Genomic DNA, 18,263 nt, shown 5'->3' on the forward strand with positions numbered 1-18,263 from the left:
CTTACACTGTCACAATTTTAGCATAGCAAATACCTACAATCTAGAAACTATAGAATTGCATATTAATAATATAAAAATCAAATACCTCGACCAATATTCCAGTTAATTTCAATTTTTATATGTTATTAAGCCTCGTAATAACGATACAAACAAAGATTTCTGGCTTATCCAATTCATGTATTGTGATAAAATGCTAATGTAGGACGATCTTTTCTTTAAGTATAGAAGTTATTATAAAATAGGAGCGATATACTTGGTGACAAAGAATATAAAGGAACAGGTAGTAGTTCAATTAAAAGAATTAATAAATGACTTAGTAAGAGGAAATATCTCAGAGATTATATCTACAGGTCGTTCTCTTATGACAGTTGAAGAAATTTTGGAGGAATTGGATGCGTACCCAGGTACAATGACATATCCCCCTGATAGTACCTATGAAAACTGGGAAGATGAAATTGACATTTACGAGGTCGCATACGAACCGCCACCAAATTACCAAGGTGAGATGGTTTTGTATTACGACAATGAACAAAGCGATTTATGGTTAAAATTTGATGTTATAAAAAAAGAAAATGACACCCTTACAGTCAAATTGCGCGATTTAGATGTTATGTAGCAGAGGAGGTCAGCCTCCTCTGTTTTAAGTTTAGCAATCCACTTCTTCTTTTACTAATGACAACAGGAAATCACCAAAGTCATTTGCAATCCTATCATACGTTCGCTCATCTGTTTCAAGTCCAGAGTCATAGGTAATTACAGGCGGCTCTCCTTCGGCATTACATTGGTTAAAATCCAAGCAGTACCATTCACCCATCCCTGTATCAGCGATGACTACTACATTTTGAGGAAGATTCCATTCTTTACGTTCCGTGAGGGTAACCCAAATGGCATCTGGAACAGATGAGTTTTCAAAGTCTTCTCCGATAACGCCATATATTTCTTCACCACCAAAGTTACCTGCACCATACCTTTTTACAAAATCACGATACGTATTTGAAAATCGAAGTCCTAAAGCCTGCTCGGCTTTCTTTACTACATCCTCAGAGTGCTCTCCCACAAAATCACATTCGTCTTCATATTCCTCCATTAAAGTAATCGCTTTCTTATAATTGTCCCAACTCATTTTTTTGCCTCCACATTTCAGATAGAAGATGTATTGAGTATATACACATTATGATCTCGCTACAAATCATATTTTTTACTTTCTTGCACTATTCTGCTTCGTTAGCAGAAGAAGATCAACATTTTTTACAAATTCTTGCCGATAGTCATTAAGTTTCTATTTTCGTATCAAATACAATCCCGCGAGAATCCCCTTTTATTGATACATTTGCTTTCGAATCTCTTCCTGTACCACAAGCGGTAACTGACGTGGTGCCCAAAGTTGCCCTCTTTGTGAAAATGGCTTATAAGCATGGTTTAAAGGAATTTGACTGGGGTCAGAGAGATTTATTAGTTTGGCTCTGTTAAACACTGCTGTTGATTTTTCATTAAATTAACGGATCAGATTAGCTCAATAAAAGAAAAATTAAAGCTATGGTATAATCGAAGAAACTATTAGGTTTAAAAAGGGGACCCTAGTATGAAGTTGATTTGTCAAACTTGTAAAATAGAGATTTCTAAGGAAGTGACTGAGCTAGAAGATTTAAACTTTCTTAATGAAAATGATGGTCAAGATTATATTCCTGAAGGTTTTTTTATAGTTGGTGACGGAAAAGCAGGTATAAAACTGAAAGGCTTAATCATTATCAATATTAAGGATTTAACCAATTCAAACTACCATTCAGATGATAGTAGATTAAACGGATGTTGTGGTTATGATGGTTTAGATGGTATAAATCGGGTTTGCTTGAATAACCACGAAATTGGTACTGAGAATTCGGATTGTTGGATGCCTCATTTTGTCGCATTAAATCCAGAACTGGTTAAATTTATTTAAATATTTGGCTTCGTTAAAGAATGTTGCTGATTTTTTGTTAAACTAATGGAGCAGATTAGTTTAACAAGAAATCTAAAAGTTTTGTGCTAATTGTGGTAAGGAACTTGTTGATGAATCATTCTATCTTCACCCATTTACAAGACTTATTTTTAATGAAAGAAAAGAAAATGAAGTAATTGTGCCTGTTAGTGGGTGGGGAATAGATTGTTTTTACTGTAATTGGGGAGGAGAAATTCTTCCTTATGAAAATGACTAAAGTTAAGAGGAATTTTACAATTTGCTTGTTAAACTAACAGGTGCGTGAGTTGAAGAAATTACTCAAAAAAGTCGATGTAAAACATCGGCTTTTATATTTGACTAAAAATCAACAATAAAATTTAACAGAGCCATTAGTTTAAATAAAATTTCGATATCGGATTTATGGAATCAAAAACCCATTACTCAAAAATAATTCACAATCAAAAAAGGAAGACGATTTTTCGACGTCTTCCCTTTTTTTGATAGAAATTGAATTTTAATACCGAATAACGAATGATTATATTAAACACTTTATTCAATCCAGTATACCTAACTTTGTAACGGTATACTTAATTATTGTTCATTTAGAACTAGTAAATCTACAACTTAGTTAGATACCTTAGACTCTTCTAACTTTTCACGAAGAACCATTTGTAAGATACCACCGTGACGGTAGTAGTCGATTTCTACTTCGCTATCGAAGCGTGCTACTACTTCAAATTGTTTTTCGTTTCCTTCTGAGTCAGTCGCAACAACTTTTACAAGGTCGCGTGGTTTTACTGTTTTATCAATTTGAATTTCAAATGACTCTTGACCAGTAAGACCTAATGTTTCTGAACTTTCACCATCTTTAAATTGAAGTGGTAATACGCCCATTAATACAAGGTTACTGCGGTGAATACGCTCGAAGCTTTCTGCGATAACTGCTTTAATGCCTAAAAGGTTTGTACCTTTTGCAGCCCAGTCACGTGAGCTTCCCATACCGTAATCTTTACCAGCGATAACAAGAAGACCTGTTCCGTCTTGTTTGTATTTCATTGCAGCATCATAGATAGATGTCACTTCACCTGTTGGCCAGTATGTTGTGAATCCACCTTCTGTGCCAGGAGCGATTTGGTTTTTAATACGAATGTTCGCAAATGTACCGCGCATCATTACTTCATGGTTACCACGGCGAGAACCGTAAGAGTTGAAGTCAACTGGCTGCACACCATTTTCTAATAAGTAACGGCCTGCTGGTGTATTTTTGCCAATAGATCCAGCTGGTGAAATGTGGTCTGTTGTTACAGAATCGCCAAATTTACCAACTACGCGCAGTCCTGAAAGTGTTTCCACTTCACCTGGCTCTTTTGATAACCCTTCGAAGAACGGCGGGTTTTGGATATATGTTGAATCATTATCCCAAGTATATAAAGCTTCGTTTGAAGTTTGGATTTCATTCCAGCGTTCGTTGCTGTTAAATACTTGTGCATATTCTTTCTTAAATAGTTCAGAAGTTACAACATTTTGTACAACTTCTTCGATTTCTGCCGCTGTTGGCCAGATGTCGTTAAAGTAAATTGGGTTACCGTTTGCATCGTTACCGATTGCATCATTTTTCAAGTCGATATCAACTGTACCAGCAAGTGCATACGCCACAACTAGTGGTGGAGATGCTAAATAGTTTGCTTTTACAAGTGGATGAATACGACCTTCAAAGTTACGGTTGCCAGAAAGGACAGATGTTACTAATAAGTCATTTGCAGCAATAGATTCTTCTAATTCTGGTGCTAATGGACCAGAGTTACCGATACAAGTTGTACAACCGTAACCTACTGTTTGGAAGCCTAATTGATCTAAGTAAGCTGTTAATCCTGATTTATCTAAGTATTCTGTAACAACTTTAGATCCTGGCGCTAATGATGTTTTTACGTAACCAGGTACTTTCATTCCTTTTTCAATTGCTTTTTTCGCAACTAAGCCTGCACCAATTAACACATATGGGTTAGATGTATTTGTACAGCTTGTAATTGCTGCGATTGCAATTGCACCTGTTTTCATCGTTACTTCTTGATCTTGTAATACAACTTTCATTTCTTTATCAAATTCTTGCTCTAAGAAGCCGAATCCTTGGTTACCAACCGGTGCCACAACAGCTTTACGGAACTCATCTCTCATGTTAGAAAGAGGAATTAAGTCTTGTGGACGTTTTGGACCAGAAAGGTTAGACTCAATTGTATTTAAGTCAATTTCAACAAGATCTGTATAGATCGGATCTTGGCTATCAGCTGTATAGAATAAGCCGTTCGCTTTACAATATTCTTCAACGATGCGAATTTGCTCTTCGCTTCTGCCTGTTAAACGTAAGTAATCTAATGAAATATCATCGATTGGGAAGAAGCCGCAAGTTGCACCGTATTCTGGTGCCATGTTAGAAATTGTTGCACGGTCAGCTAATGGCATGCTTTGTAAACCGCTTCCAAAGAACTCAACAAATTTTCCAACTACACCTTTTTGACGTAATACTTGTGTTACTTTTAATGCAACGTCTGTTGCTGTTGTACCACTTGGAAGTGTACCAGTTAATTTCACACCGATTACTTCTGGAACTGGGAAGTATGATGGCTGCCCAAGCATACCAGCTTCTGCTTCAATACCACCAACGCCCCATCCAAGAACACCGATTCCGTTAATCATTGTTGTATGAGAATCCGTTCCTACTAATGAGTCTGGATATGCAACAAGTTCACCTTCAGCATTTTTCACTGCATGAACAACTGGTGCTAAATACTCAAGGTTTACTTGGTGAACGATACCTGTTGCCGGTGGAACTGCACGGTAGTTATCAAACGATTTTTGTGCCCAGCTTAAAAATTTATAACGCTCTTCATTACGTTTAAACTCTAAGTCCATGTTAAATTGAAGCGCGTCTGGCGTACCCGCTCTATCAACCTGTACAGAGTGGTCAATAACAAGATCAACTGTAATTTCCGGATTAATTTTATCAGGATTTCCGCCCATATCTGCCATTGCTTTGCGAAGAGAAGCTAAATCAACAACAGCTGGAACTCCTGTAAAGTCTTGTAAGATAACACGAGATGGTTTAAACGGTACATCGATATCTTGAATATCTTTCGTTCCCCATTTCGCTAAATTTTCAACATGTTCTTCTTTAATAACGCGGCCATCAACTTGACGAAGTACTGATTCAAGTAACACTTTAATTGAATAAGGCAACTTAGAAACATTACCTACCCCTGCATCTTCAAGTGCTTTCAAACGATAATAATGATACGTATTTCCATCTACTTCAAATGTTGCGCGAGTTTGAAATGGATTGTGTTTTACCATTATGGTTACCCCCCTGTTAAACGTGACTGAAGTTGTCTGAATATAAAATGTAGACAAACTTTTCAATACCTTACGATAATATATTATTACAACTTAATGGATAAGTAAATAAGAAGAAACTTATAGTTTTTCATAAGTTTTCTTTATAACTTCGTTGCTGCATATTAAATTACCGGTTAACAGATACTATTTTTATAAAGTGAAACTGCTTTTTAGAAAGCATTTTTCTTTATAAAAATTGAACTATCTAGGTTCTTATGGTTAGTTTTATTTTCATTCTCAATCAAATTTCCAAGCCAAAAAATATTAGGGGGAATCATAATGGGAAAACGTAAAGCAAATCATGTCATTCCAGGAATGAACGCAGCCTCTGCACAAGGACAAGGTACAGGATATAATGAGGAATTTTCGAATGAGCCATTAACAGCAGCTCAGCGTCAAAACAATAAAAAACGTAAAAAAAATCAATAAAGTGAAACTTCCATCAGTGGGGGTTTTTCATCCCCCACACTAATGGAAAGCTCTCACCAATCGGGCTTTTACTGGCAGTTATCTCTCACCTATCTTCCTCGTTTCTCTTTGAATCTTGAGGTGAGGGATAACTGCCCTTTAATGCGGGATAAAACAAAATCCCAAAAGATTATCTTTTGGGATTTTTCAATGCTTATACTTCAATAACTCCGATACTTTCACAAATCGATACCCTTGTTTTTGCAAAGCTGGTAAAATCTCTTTTAATGCTTCGACAGTTTGGCTTCTATCGCCTCCGCCATCATGCAATAAGACAATATCACCACTCTTCGCATTATTTAGAACTTGATTTACAATCTTATCCTTTCCAGGATTAGACCAATCTCTTGGATCTTGATGCCAAGACCATAATACAATTTCATATCCTGCTTCTGTTGCCGTTTTAAATACGGATTCATTAATATATCCACCAGGCGGACGAAAAAGAAGAGGTTTATCTACCCATTTTTGCAAATACCGTTTTCCCTCTAGAATATCATTTTCGAGTCTTTGTCCTGCTGTACTGCGTGCATACAAATGATTCATTGTATGATTACCAATTTCATGCCCTTCCTTTAACACCTGTTCAATTAAATATGGATTACGCTTAACTCGGAATCCAATCATAAAAAAAGTTGACTCAGCATTGTATTGGTGTAATATCTTTAAAATTTCAGGTGTATATGTAGAATCCGGGCCATCATCGAATGTTATTGCTATTATTTTTTCATTCGTTGGTACTTCCCATGTTACGTGACCAGTTGGTTCTAACTCTTTTCTCATTAACATTTTTGCATCAACATGTTCAATTCCTATCATACTTAACATAACAATAAAACAAATAATTATAATACATTTTTCTTTCATCATCATTAGCTCGTCTTATGTGAAAAGGCTGCTGAGACTACTCAACAACCTATTAATCACGCACTTCCTCCACATTTTGCATAATATGTTGCAAATCTTGTTCATATTGTTGCAATCGCTCTCGCTGTGTTTCAGAAGCAACTTCTAATGCATTTTGAATTTGTTCATATGCTTCATGCACTTCTTGACGTAAATGTTTTAAATCCTGTGCGTAATTTGGATCATTTTTTACAATGTTGTTATATACATTTTCTGCATCCACTGTTCCTTGCTGTGCAGCTTGAAATGCTTGTTGCTTATCTTTATGATACGGCATAATAATTCCCCTTTCTATTATTACTCTCCATTATCTTTTACCTTTACCTCAAAAAACATTCTCGTATAAATTTATGAAGTTTTCTCATCCTAATATAGAGCGGAATTTTAGACTTGGTACTTTCCTTCAGCTAATTCATTTCGCTAATCGAGCTCTATCGTTCATGTAAATAACCGCTAGAGCTCAAGAAAAAGAGGGGTATTATAATGGAGAAAAACAACAGCAAATCCATTCGTAAAAATTCTCCGCAAGGACAAGTTTCTGGTGGTCAACCAGAACCGTTAAGCGGATCACACAAAGTAAAGAACCAAAAACATTCGCGCCAAAAAAATCATGCTCACCACGATATGTAACAAAGTAGACAGTGCATGCGCACTGTCTTTTTATCATATATTTCTAATATCTTCTCTTATTTTTAAGCACATTTCCCCTTTCTTTTTCACCTCTATTTTCAAAGTGAATATCGTAATATGAATGAAATTTTATGGAGGTTTTCTTACGATGGGCAAGAAAAAGAAAAAAGACTGCCTTTTTCATGTTGATGGCTTTGAAGAATGGATGAATCAATTTTGCTCCGATTTATACGCAAATTCTCCCTCTCCAAACGGTATTCACATTGACCTTTTTGAAACAGAACAAGAATATATTTTAGAAGCCGATATTCCGAACATAGTTGAGCCAAATATTCTGATTAAAAAGATGGAGACAGGCCTACAAATTAACATATTTTGTAACAACTCTGCCTTACAGCATATGATTTTCTTACCAGCCAATATTATATATAAAAAAATGTTAGCCTATCTTGATAATGGTCTTCTTACCATTCACATTTCGAAAACAGAAACAGCGCAATTAACAGAACAAACTGTCCTCTTTACAGAATAGTCACATGCAAATCTAACATACGAGATAAGAATTATCCTTTCTGCAAATAAAGTGAAATTGCCATCAATGGGGGTATTACTGCCCGCAAATAGCATGATAAAGCAGAAAGTACCGGAAGATTTGAAAGCGATTAACACCTTAAAACTACTATTGCACTGGCAATAATAAAAGGAGACTGATTCTTAAAATAATCAGCCTCCTTTATTTATAAAACTTTATTTCGTACATACGCGTATTACATTTGCGCTTCCCATTTTTCTTCTATCGTTCTTTTACGCAGCAAACTTCTGGTCAACAACAGAATCGGAAATGCAAGCATTGAAAGCACCGCCAAAATTGTAAAAATCGTAAAACCATTATGGTAACCGTAATGATCTAACAGAAGCCCGCCAAACCATGGCCCAATAACAGCTCCAATTCCTGAGAATCCCATTGCCCCGAAATATGTTCCCTTTAAATTTGCAACAGCAATTTGATCAATAAACACATCTGTCATGGAAAACATTAATACTTCTCCAATTGTAAATATGATCGTACAAACGAAAACAGCCCACATTGATCCCGCAAATCCAAATCCACATAATCCTACACTAACAAGTAATGTACCAATCATAATGGATACGAGCGGTGTATACTTTTTACAAACTTGAATGAGCGGGTACTGAACGACTACTACAGTAATTGCGTTTAATGTTAATGCATAAGAAAACAATTTCACTCCATTTTCAAACAGATGGGAGTTCGCAAAATATTGAGAAAGCGTTGATGAAAACTGTGCGTATCCTGCTGTACTAATGATAATTCCAATTAACGCAACTAAAAAGACAATGTCTTTTCTTATAATGCGCAAGGAATCCATTAAAGTAACTCGTTCTGTCTTTTCTGTTTTTTCTTCTCCAATGTGATACTTGCTAAATTGTAATGCGAGTACAATTGTATAAAGAGCATACATAATAGCTGCTATAAAAAACGGTGTTGTTGATTCAGCAGTTCCTACCTGAAGACCAACAAGCGGCCCAATCGCAACACCAACATTAATAGCACCATAACGCAAGTTAAACATCATTAAACGATGCTCCGGCTTTGTTAAATCGGATAATAAAGCGCGAGACGTTGGCTCAAAAAATGAACGACACATCCCATTTAGTGCATTTAGTAAGAAAAATGCTAAAACATGCTCTGCAAATCCAAATCCAATAAATACACAAATCCAAACAATAATAGATGCTAGCATAATCTTTTTTCGCCCATAACGATCTGATAAATTCCCGCCAATGAAACTTGCAAATACACCTACTAATGCGCTCGTTCCAATAATTGCTCCTGTAACTCCTGCTGATATTCCTTTTGCATTCGTCAAGTAAATTGCTAAAAACGGAATGCTCATTGATGTTGCAAACCTTGCAAATAATGTTCCAATAATAATAGTCATCCCGATAGGATGAATGTGTTGTAACTTCCCCTTCATCTCTTTCACCTTCTCTATCTACAAATACAATACAAAGAAAAAGAAAGCTGAAAAGCAGCTTCCTTTGAAAACATGATTTTTGTTTTCTTAAACGCGAGCCGTTCGTTTTAGCTCCATATCAATACCATATGTAAACTGTAATTCTTTTAATACTGCCTCTGCTTCAATATTTATATTATGTTTACTATTAAACTCAGCTACCCAACTCTCTACTTCTTCATGTGTGTAGCTATATTCTCCTGCTATCCAACTTTTCATATCAAAACATTCATTAATACAAACTTGAATAAGCAACTGATCATACATAGCGACTACATCTTCTTTCTTCCATAGCAATTCTTTCACATACAACCGATCAAATGTGACACTTTCTCGGTTACATTCTGTTAAATGACGGGTCATTTCATGCAATTCTCGGTATATCTCAGAAATATTCGTATTCAGATGAATCAGTTTACGTACACCATTTTCATATAACATTTCATCCACCCCCGTTATGTTCCCCTTTTTCTTATTATAGCAAGAAAATTCTAAAAAAGAGAATTTTTCTTATGAAATATTAGGAAAGTGATACGTATTGTTTTACAATGAAAATAGTTACATTTGAGAGGAGTATAGACGTGAACCAAAAATTATATTACAAAGATGCATACTTACAAACATTCACAGCTCAAATTACAAAACAAGCACGTGACAACGATGGTAATATATATGTCGTATTAACAGAAACAGCTTTTTATCCAGCCGGTGGTGGTCAGCCACATGATACAGGGCAATTAAATCAAATTCCCGTGATAAATGTAGAAGAAATAGATGGAGAAATTCGTCATTACATTACGGAAGAGATACATACAAATGATGTAACAGGATATGTTTCTTGGAAACGTCGTTTTGATCATATGCAACAACATGCTGGACAACATATTTTATCTGCTATATTTTGGGACCATTTTAATATTCCAACAATCGGTTTTCATTTAGGAAGGGAAATCGTAACAATTGATTTGGAAACTTCTGATCTTTCTTCAGAAACAGCCGAAGAAGCTTCTTACCTTGCTAATCAAATTGTTTTTGAAAGTCGTCCCATTACAGTTCAATGGGTAAACCAAGAAGAAGCAAAACAGCTTCCCCTTCGTAAGGAACCAACTGTAACAGAAAACATTCGTGTTGTGATTATTGAAAATCTTGATTATAACGGCTGTGGCGGTACACATCCAAAACAAACCGGTGAAGTCGGCCCAATTCAAATTATCAATTGGGAGCGTCATAAAGGAAACATTCGTCTTACATTTGTTTGCGGCTGGCGTACAATTGAACTTATGAAGCGTAATCATGCTCTCGTAAAAGGTGCAGCCCAGCAATTACATAGTAAAGAAGACGATATTCCAAACAAAATAAATCAGCTCCTTTCTTCTCAAAAGGAAAATGAAAAAGCACTGCAAGCAGCGAACGAAAAACTCATTCTTGTAGAAGCAAATGAATTATTACAACAAGCAGAGAAAACTTCATTTGGAAAACAAATTGCAGTTAACTTTACAGATCGTTCTATGCAGAAACTGGCTAAATTAGCAGCTCTCATTACAGAGCAAGATGAACATATCATTACATATTTTGTTACACAAAACGGTGAAAATTTACAATGCATTTGCGCATGCGGTAAAGCCGTTGAACAAAACATGAATACTCTTTTAAAAGCAGCTCTTCCCCTTATAGAAGGAAAAGGTGGAGGGAATCAAAAAAGCGCGCGCGGTGGCGGAAAAGCAACCATTTCAGGTGAAGCATTTTTAGCTCATCTCATTCATATACAAAAAGAAACGCAAGAAGCATAAATAGCTTCTTGCGTTTCTACTACATTTGGAGACTCTTCTCTTTCATAATATGAAGGAATTGACGATACGAATGAATATAATAATCTGCACCTTGAATCGCTAAATTTTGAAAGGCACATGTTGTGATTCCTAATTTTTTAGCAGGCAAAAGGTCTAACTCGCGGTCCCCCACAACAAGATTAATAGAATGTTTCTTATGCATATGTATATACGCTTCCGAATTAGGCTTTTTCGGAAATCCATCTTCCCAACCAATAATTTCGGAAAAATAGTTTAACCATCCATAATGCTCTAATATTCGTATCACTTCTTGTTTCGAATTATGCGTCACAATGCAATTACAGTTCGCTCTTTGCAATACTTCTTCGACTCCTGGGAACGGTTGATATTTCGATGGGTGTAAAGACCTTTCCATTTCTAATATTTGATCAATTTGTTGTTGTGATAATCCATAGTATTTTACTGCATGTGTAAATGAAATCTTTAAATGTTTCATAATTTCATCCTCATGTATGTGTTCTTCTATAACTCTCTTAAACATACGTACAAATACACGATAACTATCTACTAAAGTACCATCAAAATCCCATAATATGTTTGCATTCATGTATATTCTCCTTTTTGAATGACAAATAAGATTTACATACTTAATTTATAAAACATTAGATAACATTTATATTACGCTTCAAACAAAAGTGCAAGTCCAATTCCTCCGCCAATACCTAACGTTGCAATCACGTATTTCATCTGTTCTCTTTGTGCTTGATAAAATAATCTTGTCATAAGCATCGCTCCCGATGCACCATACGGATGTCCAAGAGCAATCGCTCCACCGTTTACATTTAATTTTTCATACGGAATGTTTAACTCTCGCGCGCATGCAACTATTTTAGAGGCAAATGCTTCATTCATTTCAATACAATCAATATCTTCCATCGTAAGATTCATCTGTTGTAGCAATTTTTGTACCGCAAATATCGGTCCACTACCAGGAAAATGAGGATCTACACCAGCAACGGCACTATGCACAAATCGTAGCACCGGTTTATAACCAAGCTTTTCCGCTTGCGTTTCATTCATAATAAGAAGTGCACACGCTCCATCATTCACTCCACATGAATTACCTGCCGTCACTGTTCCCTCTTGTAAAAAGGCAGGGCGTGTTCGTTTTATAATTCTTTCATAATTCATACGAGACTTAATCGTTTCATCTCCTATAATATGAGAAACTGGTACAATTTCTTCTTGTAAATATCCTTTTTCTAATGCTGCTAATGTTCGTTTATAGCTCAAACATGCATACGCATCTTGCATCTCTTTTGTAATTTCGTAACGCTCAGCTACATACTCTGCAGCAACACCCATATCAGGATCACCAATATGTTCAGGTGAGAAGCGCGCTCGTTTCTCAAATAGTGAAGTGCTTACACTTTCGGCTCCACCTGCAATGTAACAAGTTCCCGCCCCGCCCTGAATCAGATGGCATGCCAATCGAATCGCTTCCAGTCCAGCTCCACACTGACGATCAATCGTCACACCTGGTACAGCATACGGGAGACCCGCCTCTAGTGCCGACAACCGAGCCACATTTCCGCCAGGCCCGACAACATTTCCGAATATAACATCATCGATTTCTTTTTCGATACCTTTACTTATATAAGTAAGTAAAGGGGCCGCTAATTTTTCAACAGAATAATCTTTAAATATCCCATTTATCTTTCCAATCGGGGTGCGTTTTGCTTCAACAATTACTGCTCTATTCATACATAAACTCCTGTTTTTCAATAATTTCTTTCGCTTCTGCCCGTGCAACTTTCCCACTGCTTGTATGAGGAATTACATCTACCAAATACCATTCTTTCGGAACTTTATAGGAAGATAACTTTCCAAAACAAAATGCCTTCAGCTCTTGTTTTGATACCACTCCTTTAACCAGCACTACCGGTTTTTCTCCCCAATACATATCTTTCTTACCAACAACTACTGCTTCATCAACATTTGGATGCATCTGCAATACACGTTCAATTTCTTCAGGAAAAATATTGATCCCACCATAAATAATCATATTTTTTTCTCGTCCTACAATATATAAAAATCCATCTTCATCAACATATCCCACATCATGAACTGTCATCCATCCATCACTCGTTACGTGACAAATTGGTGCATCATCTATTATATACCCCATAAAAAACTGTTCACTCTTCACATAAATTGTGCCGACTTTTCCTTGCTTTACTTCTTGTCCGTCCCCATTACGAATACTAATCTTTACATTATGACATGGTCTTCCAACTGAAGATGGTTTATTTTCATTATCATGATGTGATAGTGCTGTAACAAAGCTTAATTCAGACGCCCCATAAAATTCATATCGCTTTGCCTTTGGAAAGACCTGTTTTATTTTTTGCTTTGCTTCAGCTTCCCATTTTGCACCTGAGGAAATAATCTTTATCTCTCGTTCTATAACTCTTTTTTCTTTGTATAAGGATTCTAGCATTGTCGGAACTGTGTACATAACAGAAATAGCTTCGTTTTCTAATATTGAAAAAACACGGCTTGGAATAAATTTTTCAGTTATGTGTATCGTTTGTCCTAAAAATAAAGCACTCATCGCACCATATAAAAAAAGAGAATGAACAAATGTCCCTGCGAGCAATACTGCATCATCTTTGTTCATATGAAAATCATGAACATTACAAGCAAAGCTTTCTACCCATGATTGTTGTGAACGAAGGAATGCTTTTGCTTTTCCGGTTGAACCTGATGTAAATCCCATATAAAAAGGTAACTCTTCTACCTTTTCTACATAATTTACTGTACTAGAAATATTCGCTAATCTTTCAGACCACGTACTGATAGAAAATACTTTACTATTTGTTTGAGGCAACTGATTACGTTTATGCTGTACTACAACTATAATAGAAGGTTGTACGATTTGTAGTCGTTCCTCAAGTTCATGAATATTCCACTTTGGATCAAGTGGTACACAAATCCAGCCTGCCATAGCAGATCCAGCAAAGATTTGTAAAAATTCCACACTATTATCAAGCAAAATCGCAATCTTTTTATTACTTGACTCTTCCTTGTGAAGCCAATTGGCAACTTGACATACAGATAGATGCCACTCTTTGTATGTAACTGCTCTATCTATTATTTTTATTGCAATTTTATTCGGTTGATATTGAGCATGCGCTGCATACGTTCTTGTAATTCCCACCTATTCCACTTCCTTTTCTATAACAAAAAGAAACACGTTTTAACGTGTTTCATAATGTGTACTATAAATTGTTCGTTTCAATGAACGTTGTAGTCTCGTAACAAGAATTGCTGCAAATACAGCCTTCAATATATCTCCTGGTAAAAACACAACACTTAATTTCGCTGCCTTCACTACACTTATATCCATCACAAAAGCTTGTACGATAACACCGAAGAAATATACAGCGAAAATCCCACCAATAATATTAATTAAAAATGATTTCAAAAATGTTACGTTGCGAAGGCGTTCTGCGAAATATCCAATAACAAATGCTCCGATTACATATCCCATTAAATAACCGGCACTTGGTCCTACAAAAACCGAAAATCCACCGCGTCCTCCAGCTAACAACGGTGCACCCGCTGCTACAACAAGTAAAAATACGAGTTGACTCAGAGCCCCTAGACGAGATCCTAACAAACCGCCCGAAAGCATGACACCAAGTGATTGTAATGTAATCGGTACAGGTGTAAATGATAACGCAATTGGCGGTATAAATCCTAGCACTGCCATAATAGCACTAAATAAAGCTACAAAAACTAAATTTCTTGTATTCATATTATGTTTTCTCCTGTTTGTAAACTATAAATTAAAATAAGGTAACATATCACATGTGATATGTTACCTTTCCCCTCTCAAATTGTCAACTATAATATAAATATAGTTAACATTTACTTTCAACCTTCTATATAATATTGCTCCAATTCTTTTCGAAGTGCTTGCTTTAAAAACTTTCCGACTGAAGTTTTCGGAATTTCCTTCAGAAAGACAATCTCATCTGGTAGCCACCATTTTGCAAATTGTGGTTTTAAAAAGTCATATAATTCTTCTTTTGTAACAGACTTACCTTGTTTTACGACAATGCATGCAACAGGACGTTCTTGCCACTGTTTATGCGGTACTGCAACAACAGCTGCTTCAAATATTGCTTCATGCGCCATCAAGGCATTTTCTAAGTCAACAGATGAAATCCATTCTCCCCCGCTTTTAATCACATCTTTCGTTCGATCCACAATTTTAATACATCCTTCTTCATCAACCGTAACGACATCTCCTGTATATAACCACCCATCTCGAAACCCCTCTGCTGTTCGTTCATCTCTATAATAACTTGCCGCAATCCACGGAGCACGCAGACATAGCTCACCCATTTCTTGTCCGTCCCATGCTACATCTCCGTTTTCCCCAATAACTTTCATTTCAACACCAGGTACTAAATAACCTTGCTTCGCACGAATCGTAAGCTGTTCTTCATATGGTAATTCACGTTCATAACTTTTTAAACGTGCAAGTGTGACCAGTGGGCTTGTTTCTGTCATCCCATATGCATGCACAAATGGGACATTATATTTTTGTTCGAATGCGGCAATGACACTTTTCGGTGCAGCTGCACCGCCGCATAAAATTCGTTTTATATTTGATAGATCATAACGATTCTTTTCTAATTCTTGCAGAACACCAAGCCAAATTGTTGGGACACCAGCTGCTATTGTTACTTTTTCTTCCTGCATCATTTCTAATAAAATCTTCGGTGTAAACATCGGTCCAGGAAGAACTTGCTTTGATCCAAACCATGTTGCTGCAAATGGTAATCCCCAAGCGTTTACATGAAACATAGGAACAACCGGCATAGCAACATCACTTTCAGAAAGTGCCGTTGTATCTGCAAGTCCAAGCGACATACTATGCAAAACAGTACTGCGATGTGTATAAACGACACCTTTCGGATTACCTGTTGTAGCTGATGTATAGCACATACCAGCTGGCATATTTTCATCGATATCTTTTAAAAACGGAAAATTAGGATTTCCTTCTTCAAGAAGTTGTTCATAGTGGTATGCAGGTTGAAGTGAAGTTTCTGGAAGCTCTTTTTTATCGGTCATGATGATATAAGCTTGTACAGTTGATAATTCCTCTTGAATACTCTCAACAAGCGGTACAATATCTTCATCAATCAGTAAAACGCGGTCTTCTGCATGTTGGATAATATAAGAAATATGTTGAGAAGATAAGCGAATGTTAATTGTGTGCAGTACAGCTCCAATACTAGGAATCGCAAAATATGCTTCTACATGACGATGATGATTCCACGCCAGTGTGCCCACTCGTTCTCCTTGCTTTACACCTAGCTTTTGCAATGCACTAGACAAACGTCTCGTTCGCCCCCCTAGTTCCTTATACGTTAGGCGTGTAATTGTACTATGTGTACGAGAAATAATTTCTTTCTTTGCAAATAACTTCTCTGCCCTTTCTATCATTGAGCTAATTGTTAACGGTACATCCATCATCATGTTTTTTGTCCCCCTTTATAAAAACGCTTTCATTTTTTTGAACAACTTCATAACGAAACAATTATAAAAAATAACAGCCGCAACTTATTATTATTTACTTGTTACTTTACATGATCAGACACTCCATCTTTTTTCACTAATACTTTTCTTTCATTTGCTTTTTTCCAAACAAAATACCCTATTGTTACTACAAGTAAAAACGGAATACCCGTTGTAAGTGTTGATTTAAACATGTCAGTAAACCAAGTGGTTATTAAAATTGCAAACATTAATACGGCTCCTAATGTAGTTAAATATGGGTATCCCCACATACGAACTGGTAAATCCCTTCCTCCGGATGCAACCCACTTCTTTCGAAAATATAAATGAATAATAAAGATCATCATCCATGTAAACATAGCTCCGAACATTGAAATCCCCATCATGAGCATGAATGCTTGATTCGGTGAGACAATTGTTAAAATTGTTGCCAGCGCAATACCAATTGTTGAGAAGAACAAAGCTGAAACAGGAACTCCCCTCTTGCTTAGTTGACCAAACCTTGCCGGTGCATAACCAGCTCTAGATAGCGAAAACATCATTCGAGTTGTAATATATAATTGACTATTCATTGAAGACAAAGCTGCGATTAAAACAACAAAATTCATAATGCCAGATGCACCTGGAATATTTAATAACTCCATTACTTTAACAAAAGGACTCTTATCAACACCAGCAGCTTTCCAAGGAACAATCATTAACATGAAAGCTAATGTTAAAATATAAAAAATAATTAATCGATAAATGGTTGAACGAAGTGCTTTAGGAACTGCTTTCTCTGGATTCTTTGCTTCGCCAGCGGTTACAGCAATCATTTCAATGCTTAAATAACTAAATAAAGCTACACAAACCGCAACCCACATGCCCCACCAACCATTTGGTAAAAATCCACCGGCATTTGTATAATTTTGAATTCCTATTTCCGGATTCGTATTAGTACCAAATACAACGTAAGCACTTAAAAGAATAAAACCAACAATAGCTACTATCTTAATCATTGAAAACCAATATTCAATCGTTCCAAATAAACTTACACTAGTGGCATTCACAAAAATAAGTAACGCTGAAAAGAGAATAACCCACATCCAACCAGGGGCAGTAGGAAACCAATATTTCATATACACTGAAACCGCTGTTACTTCAGTTCCGACCGCCACTACAATACTTGCCCAATATGCATAGCGCACAGTAAAACCTGCCCAGGGACCTATATAATGTTCAGCATATGCTCCAAATGACCCAGAAGTAGGGTGCGCTACTGTCATTTCTGCTAGACACCCCATTAATAAAAAAGCAATAATGGCTCCAATCCCATAACTAAGTATTACGCTAGGACCAGCCAAGCCAATAGCCATCCCACTTCCTAAAAATAAACCTGTTCCAATTGCTCCGCCGATTGCAATCATAGACAGCTGCCTCGTAGATAGTCCACGCTGCAAGCCTTTCTCTCTTTCTATAATTTCTTGAAAATGCGCTTCTTCCTTCTCCATATAGCCCCTCCATTCCTAC

The 18,263-nt window shown here is 36.4% G+C and carries 18 protein-coding genes; 6 read left to right on the forward strand and 12 right to left on the reverse strand.

Features of this window, described 5'->3' with window-relative positions:
* Nucleotides 1-256 precede the first annotated feature (256 nt).
* Nucleotides 257-616 carry a DUF7668 domain-containing protein gene (locus WAX78_RS15095; protein ID WP_461781920.1) on the forward strand — a complete coding sequence of 120 codons (360 nt, stop codon included), beginning with the start codon at nt 257-259 and terminating at the stop codon, nt 614-616.
* A 30-nt stretch (nt 617-646) separates the two neighbouring features.
* Here WAX78_RS15095 and WAX78_RS15100 read toward each other — a convergent pair whose 3' ends face one another.
* Nucleotides 647-1,123 carry an SMI1/KNR4 family protein gene (locus tag WAX78_RS15100; RefSeq protein ID WP_336481154.1) on the reverse strand — a complete coding sequence of 159 codons (477 nt, stop codon included), beginning with the start codon at nt 1,121-1,123 and terminating at the stop codon, nt 647-649.
* 459 nt (nt 1,124-1,582) lie between these two features.
* On the opposite strand from WAX78_RS15100, the gene WAX78_RS15105 reads away from it, so the two are divergent.
* Nucleotides 1,583-1,939 carry a hypothetical protein gene (locus tag WAX78_RS15105; RefSeq protein ID WP_336481155.1) on the forward strand — a complete coding sequence of 119 codons (357 nt, stop codon included), beginning with the start codon at nt 1,583-1,585 and terminating at the stop codon, nt 1,937-1,939.
* Between the two features lie 624 nt (nt 1,940-2,563).
* Here the strand turns inward: WAX78_RS15105 and acnA are convergent.
* A complete protein-coding gene (acnA, locus tag WAX78_RS15110; protein ID WP_336481156.1) occupies nt 2,564-5,287 on the reverse strand; it encodes an aconitate hydratase AcnA in 2,724 nt (907 codons plus the stop codon).
* A gap of 321 nt (nt 5,288-5,608) precedes the next feature.
* On the opposite strand from acnA, the gene sspO reads away from it, so the two are divergent.
* Nucleotides 5,609-5,758 carry a small acid-soluble spore protein O gene (gene sspO / locus WAX78_RS15115; RefSeq protein WP_098307008.1) on the forward strand — a complete coding sequence of 50 codons (150 nt, stop codon included), beginning with the start codon at nt 5,609-5,611 and terminating at the stop codon, nt 5,756-5,758.
* 186 nt (nt 5,759-5,944) lie between these two features.
* On the opposite strand, the gene WAX78_RS15120 is transcribed toward sspO, so the two are convergent.
* Together WAX78_RS15120 and WAX78_RS15125 are read right to left on the reverse strand one after the other, a co-directional pair.
* On the reverse strand, nt 5,945-6,625 hold the full coding sequence (locus WAX78_RS15120; RefSeq protein ID WP_461781921.1) for a polysaccharide deacetylase family protein: 681 nt from the start codon (nt 6,623-6,625) through the stop codon (nt 5,945-5,947).
* Between the two features lie 91 nt (nt 6,626-6,716).
* Nucleotides 6,717-6,980: a hypothetical protein gene (locus tag WAX78_RS15125; RefSeq protein ID WP_336481157.1), complete on the reverse strand. Its 264-nt coding sequence runs from the start codon at nt 6,978-6,980 to the stop codon at nt 6,717-6,719.
* Between the two features lie 206 nt (nt 6,981-7,186).
* Here WAX78_RS15125 and WAX78_RS15130 point away from each other — a divergent pair, with 206 nt between their 5' ends.
* Both WAX78_RS15130 and WAX78_RS15135 read left to right on the forward strand, forming a co-directional pair.
* Nucleotides 7,187-7,333 carry a small acid-soluble spore protein P gene (locus tag WAX78_RS15130; RefSeq protein WP_336481158.1) on the forward strand — a complete coding sequence of 49 codons (147 nt, stop codon included), beginning with the start codon at nt 7,187-7,189 and terminating at the stop codon, nt 7,331-7,333.
* Nucleotides 7,334-7,481: 148 nt separating this feature from the next.
* Complete coding sequence (locus WAX78_RS15135) at nt 7,482-7,865, forward strand: Hsp20/alpha crystallin family protein (RefSeq protein WP_336481159.1); 384 nt, start codon at nt 7,482-7,484, stop codon at nt 7,863-7,865.
* 235 nt (nt 7,866-8,100) lie between these two features.
* On the opposite strand, the gene WAX78_RS15140 is transcribed toward WAX78_RS15135, so the two are convergent.
* Both WAX78_RS15140 and WAX78_RS15145 read right to left on the reverse strand, forming a co-directional pair.
* Nucleotides 8,101-9,333 carry an MDR family MFS transporter gene (locus WAX78_RS15140; RefSeq protein WP_336481160.1) on the reverse strand — a complete coding sequence of 411 codons (1,233 nt, stop codon included), beginning with the start codon at nt 9,331-9,333 and terminating at the stop codon, nt 8,101-8,103.
* An 87-nt stretch (nt 9,334-9,420) separates the two neighbouring features.
* Nucleotides 9,421-9,813 carry a hypothetical protein gene (locus WAX78_RS15145; protein WP_336481373.1) on the reverse strand — a complete coding sequence of 131 codons (393 nt, stop codon included), beginning with the start codon at nt 9,811-9,813 and terminating at the stop codon, nt 9,421-9,423.
* A gap of 140 nt (nt 9,814-9,953) precedes the next feature.
* On the opposite strand from WAX78_RS15145, the gene WAX78_RS15150 reads away from it, so the two are divergent.
* Nucleotides 9,954-11,162: an alanyl-tRNA editing protein gene (locus tag WAX78_RS15150; protein WP_336481161.1), complete on the forward strand. Its 1,209-nt coding sequence runs from the start codon at nt 9,954-9,956 to the stop codon at nt 11,160-11,162.
* A gap of 19 nt (nt 11,163-11,181) precedes the next feature.
* Here WAX78_RS15150 and WAX78_RS15155 read toward each other — a convergent pair whose 3' ends face one another.
* From WAX78_RS15155 to WAX78_RS15180, 6 genes are all read right to left on the reverse strand, one after another.
* Nucleotides 11,182-11,769: an HAD-IA family hydrolase gene (locus tag WAX78_RS15155; protein WP_336481163.1), complete on the reverse strand. Its 588-nt coding sequence runs from the start codon at nt 11,767-11,769 to the stop codon at nt 11,182-11,184.
* Between the two features lie 71 nt (nt 11,770-11,840).
* Complete coding sequence (locus WAX78_RS15160) at nt 11,841-12,926, reverse strand: acetyl-CoA C-acyltransferase (protein WP_336481164.1); 1,086 nt, start codon at nt 12,924-12,926, stop codon at nt 11,841-11,843.
* A complete protein-coding gene (locus WAX78_RS15165) occupies nt 12,919-14,382 on the reverse strand; it encodes an acyl-CoA synthetase (RefSeq protein WP_336481165.1) in 1,464 nt (487 codons plus the stop codon). Before WAX78_RS15165 ends, WAX78_RS15160 begins: the two co-directional genes overlap by 8 nt.
* Nucleotides 14,383-14,421: 39 nt before the next feature.
* On the reverse strand, nt 14,422-14,982 hold the full coding sequence (locus tag WAX78_RS15170; RefSeq protein WP_336481166.1) for a biotin transporter BioY: 561 nt from the start codon (nt 14,980-14,982) through the stop codon (nt 14,422-14,424).
* Between the two features lie 119 nt (nt 14,983-15,101).
* Nucleotides 15,102-16,715, reverse strand: coding sequence for a long-chain fatty acid--CoA ligase (locus tag WAX78_RS15175; protein ID WP_336481167.1), 1,614 nt, complete (start codon nt 16,713-16,715; stop codon nt 15,102-15,104).
* 101 nt (nt 16,716-16,816) lie between these two features.
* Entirely contained in the window at nt 16,817-18,244 is a 1,428-nt protein-coding gene (locus WAX78_RS15180) for an amino acid permease (RefSeq protein WP_336481168.1), read from the reverse strand.
* Between the last annotated feature and the right edge of the window lie 19 nt (nt 18,245-18,263).

The sequence above is a fragment of the Bacillus yunxiaonensis genome (assembly GCF_037104695.1).
Taxonomy (GTDB): domain Bacteria; phylum Bacillota; class Bacilli; order Bacillales; family Bacillaceae_G; genus Bacillus_A; species Bacillus_A yunxiaonensis.

What these genes read in the sequence shown, in the direction of transcription:
- WAX78_RS15145 (WP_336481373.1), bottom strand. Translation starts at nt 9,813, where the DNA reads ATGTTATATGAAAATGGTGTACGTAAACTGATTCATCTGAATACGAAT.
- WAX78_RS15180 (WP_336481168.1), bottom strand. Translation starts at nt 18,244, where the DNA reads ATGGAGAAGGAAGAAGCGCATTTTCAAGAAATTATAGAAAGAGAGAAA.
- WAX78_RS15120 (WP_461781921.1), bottom strand. Translation starts at nt 6,625, where the DNA reads ATGTTAAGTATGATAGGAATTGAACATGTTGATGCAAAAATGTTAATG.
- WAX78_RS15105 (WP_336481155.1), top strand. Translation starts at nt 1,583, where the DNA reads ATGAAGTTGATTTGTCAAACTTGTAAAATAGAGATTTCTAAGGAAGTG.
- WAX78_RS15130 (WP_336481158.1), top strand. Translation starts at nt 7,187, where the DNA reads ATGGAGAAAAACAACAGCAAATCCATTCGTAAAAATTCTCCGCAAGGA.
- WAX78_RS15160 (WP_336481164.1), bottom strand. Translation starts at nt 12,926, where the DNA reads ATGAATAGAGCAGTAATTGTTGAAGCAAAACGCACCCCGATTGGAAAG.
- WAX78_RS15175 (WP_336481167.1), bottom strand. Translation starts at nt 16,715, where the DNA reads ATGATGATGGATGTACCGTTAACAATTAGCTCAATGATAGAAAGGGCA.
- WAX78_RS15170 (WP_336481166.1), bottom strand. Translation starts at nt 14,982, where the DNA reads ATGAATACAAGAAATTTAGTTTTTGTAGCTTTATTTAGTGCTATTATG.
- WAX78_RS15135 (WP_336481159.1), top strand. Translation starts at nt 7,482, where the DNA reads ATGGGCAAGAAAAAGAAAAAAGACTGCCTTTTTCATGTTGATGGCTTT.
- WAX78_RS15100 (WP_336481154.1), bottom strand. Translation starts at nt 1,123, where the DNA reads ATGAGTTGGGACAATTATAAGAAAGCGATTACTTTAATGGAGGAATAT.
- WAX78_RS15155 (WP_336481163.1), bottom strand. Translation starts at nt 11,769, where the DNA reads ATGAATGCAAACATATTATGGGATTTTGATGGTACTTTAGTAGATAGT.
- acnA (WP_336481156.1), bottom strand. Translation starts at nt 5,287, where the DNA reads ATGGTAAAACACAATCCATTTCAAACTCGCGCAACATTTGAAGTAGAT.
- sspO (WP_098307008.1), top strand. Translation starts at nt 5,609, where the DNA reads ATGGGAAAACGTAAAGCAAATCATGTCATTCCAGGAATGAACGCAGCC.
- WAX78_RS15125 (WP_336481157.1), bottom strand. Translation starts at nt 6,980, where the DNA reads ATGCCGTATCATAAAGATAAGCAACAAGCATTTCAAGCTGCACAGCAA.
- WAX78_RS15140 (WP_336481160.1), bottom strand. Translation starts at nt 9,333, where the DNA reads ATGAAGGGGAAGTTACAACACATTCATCCTATCGGGATGACTATTATT.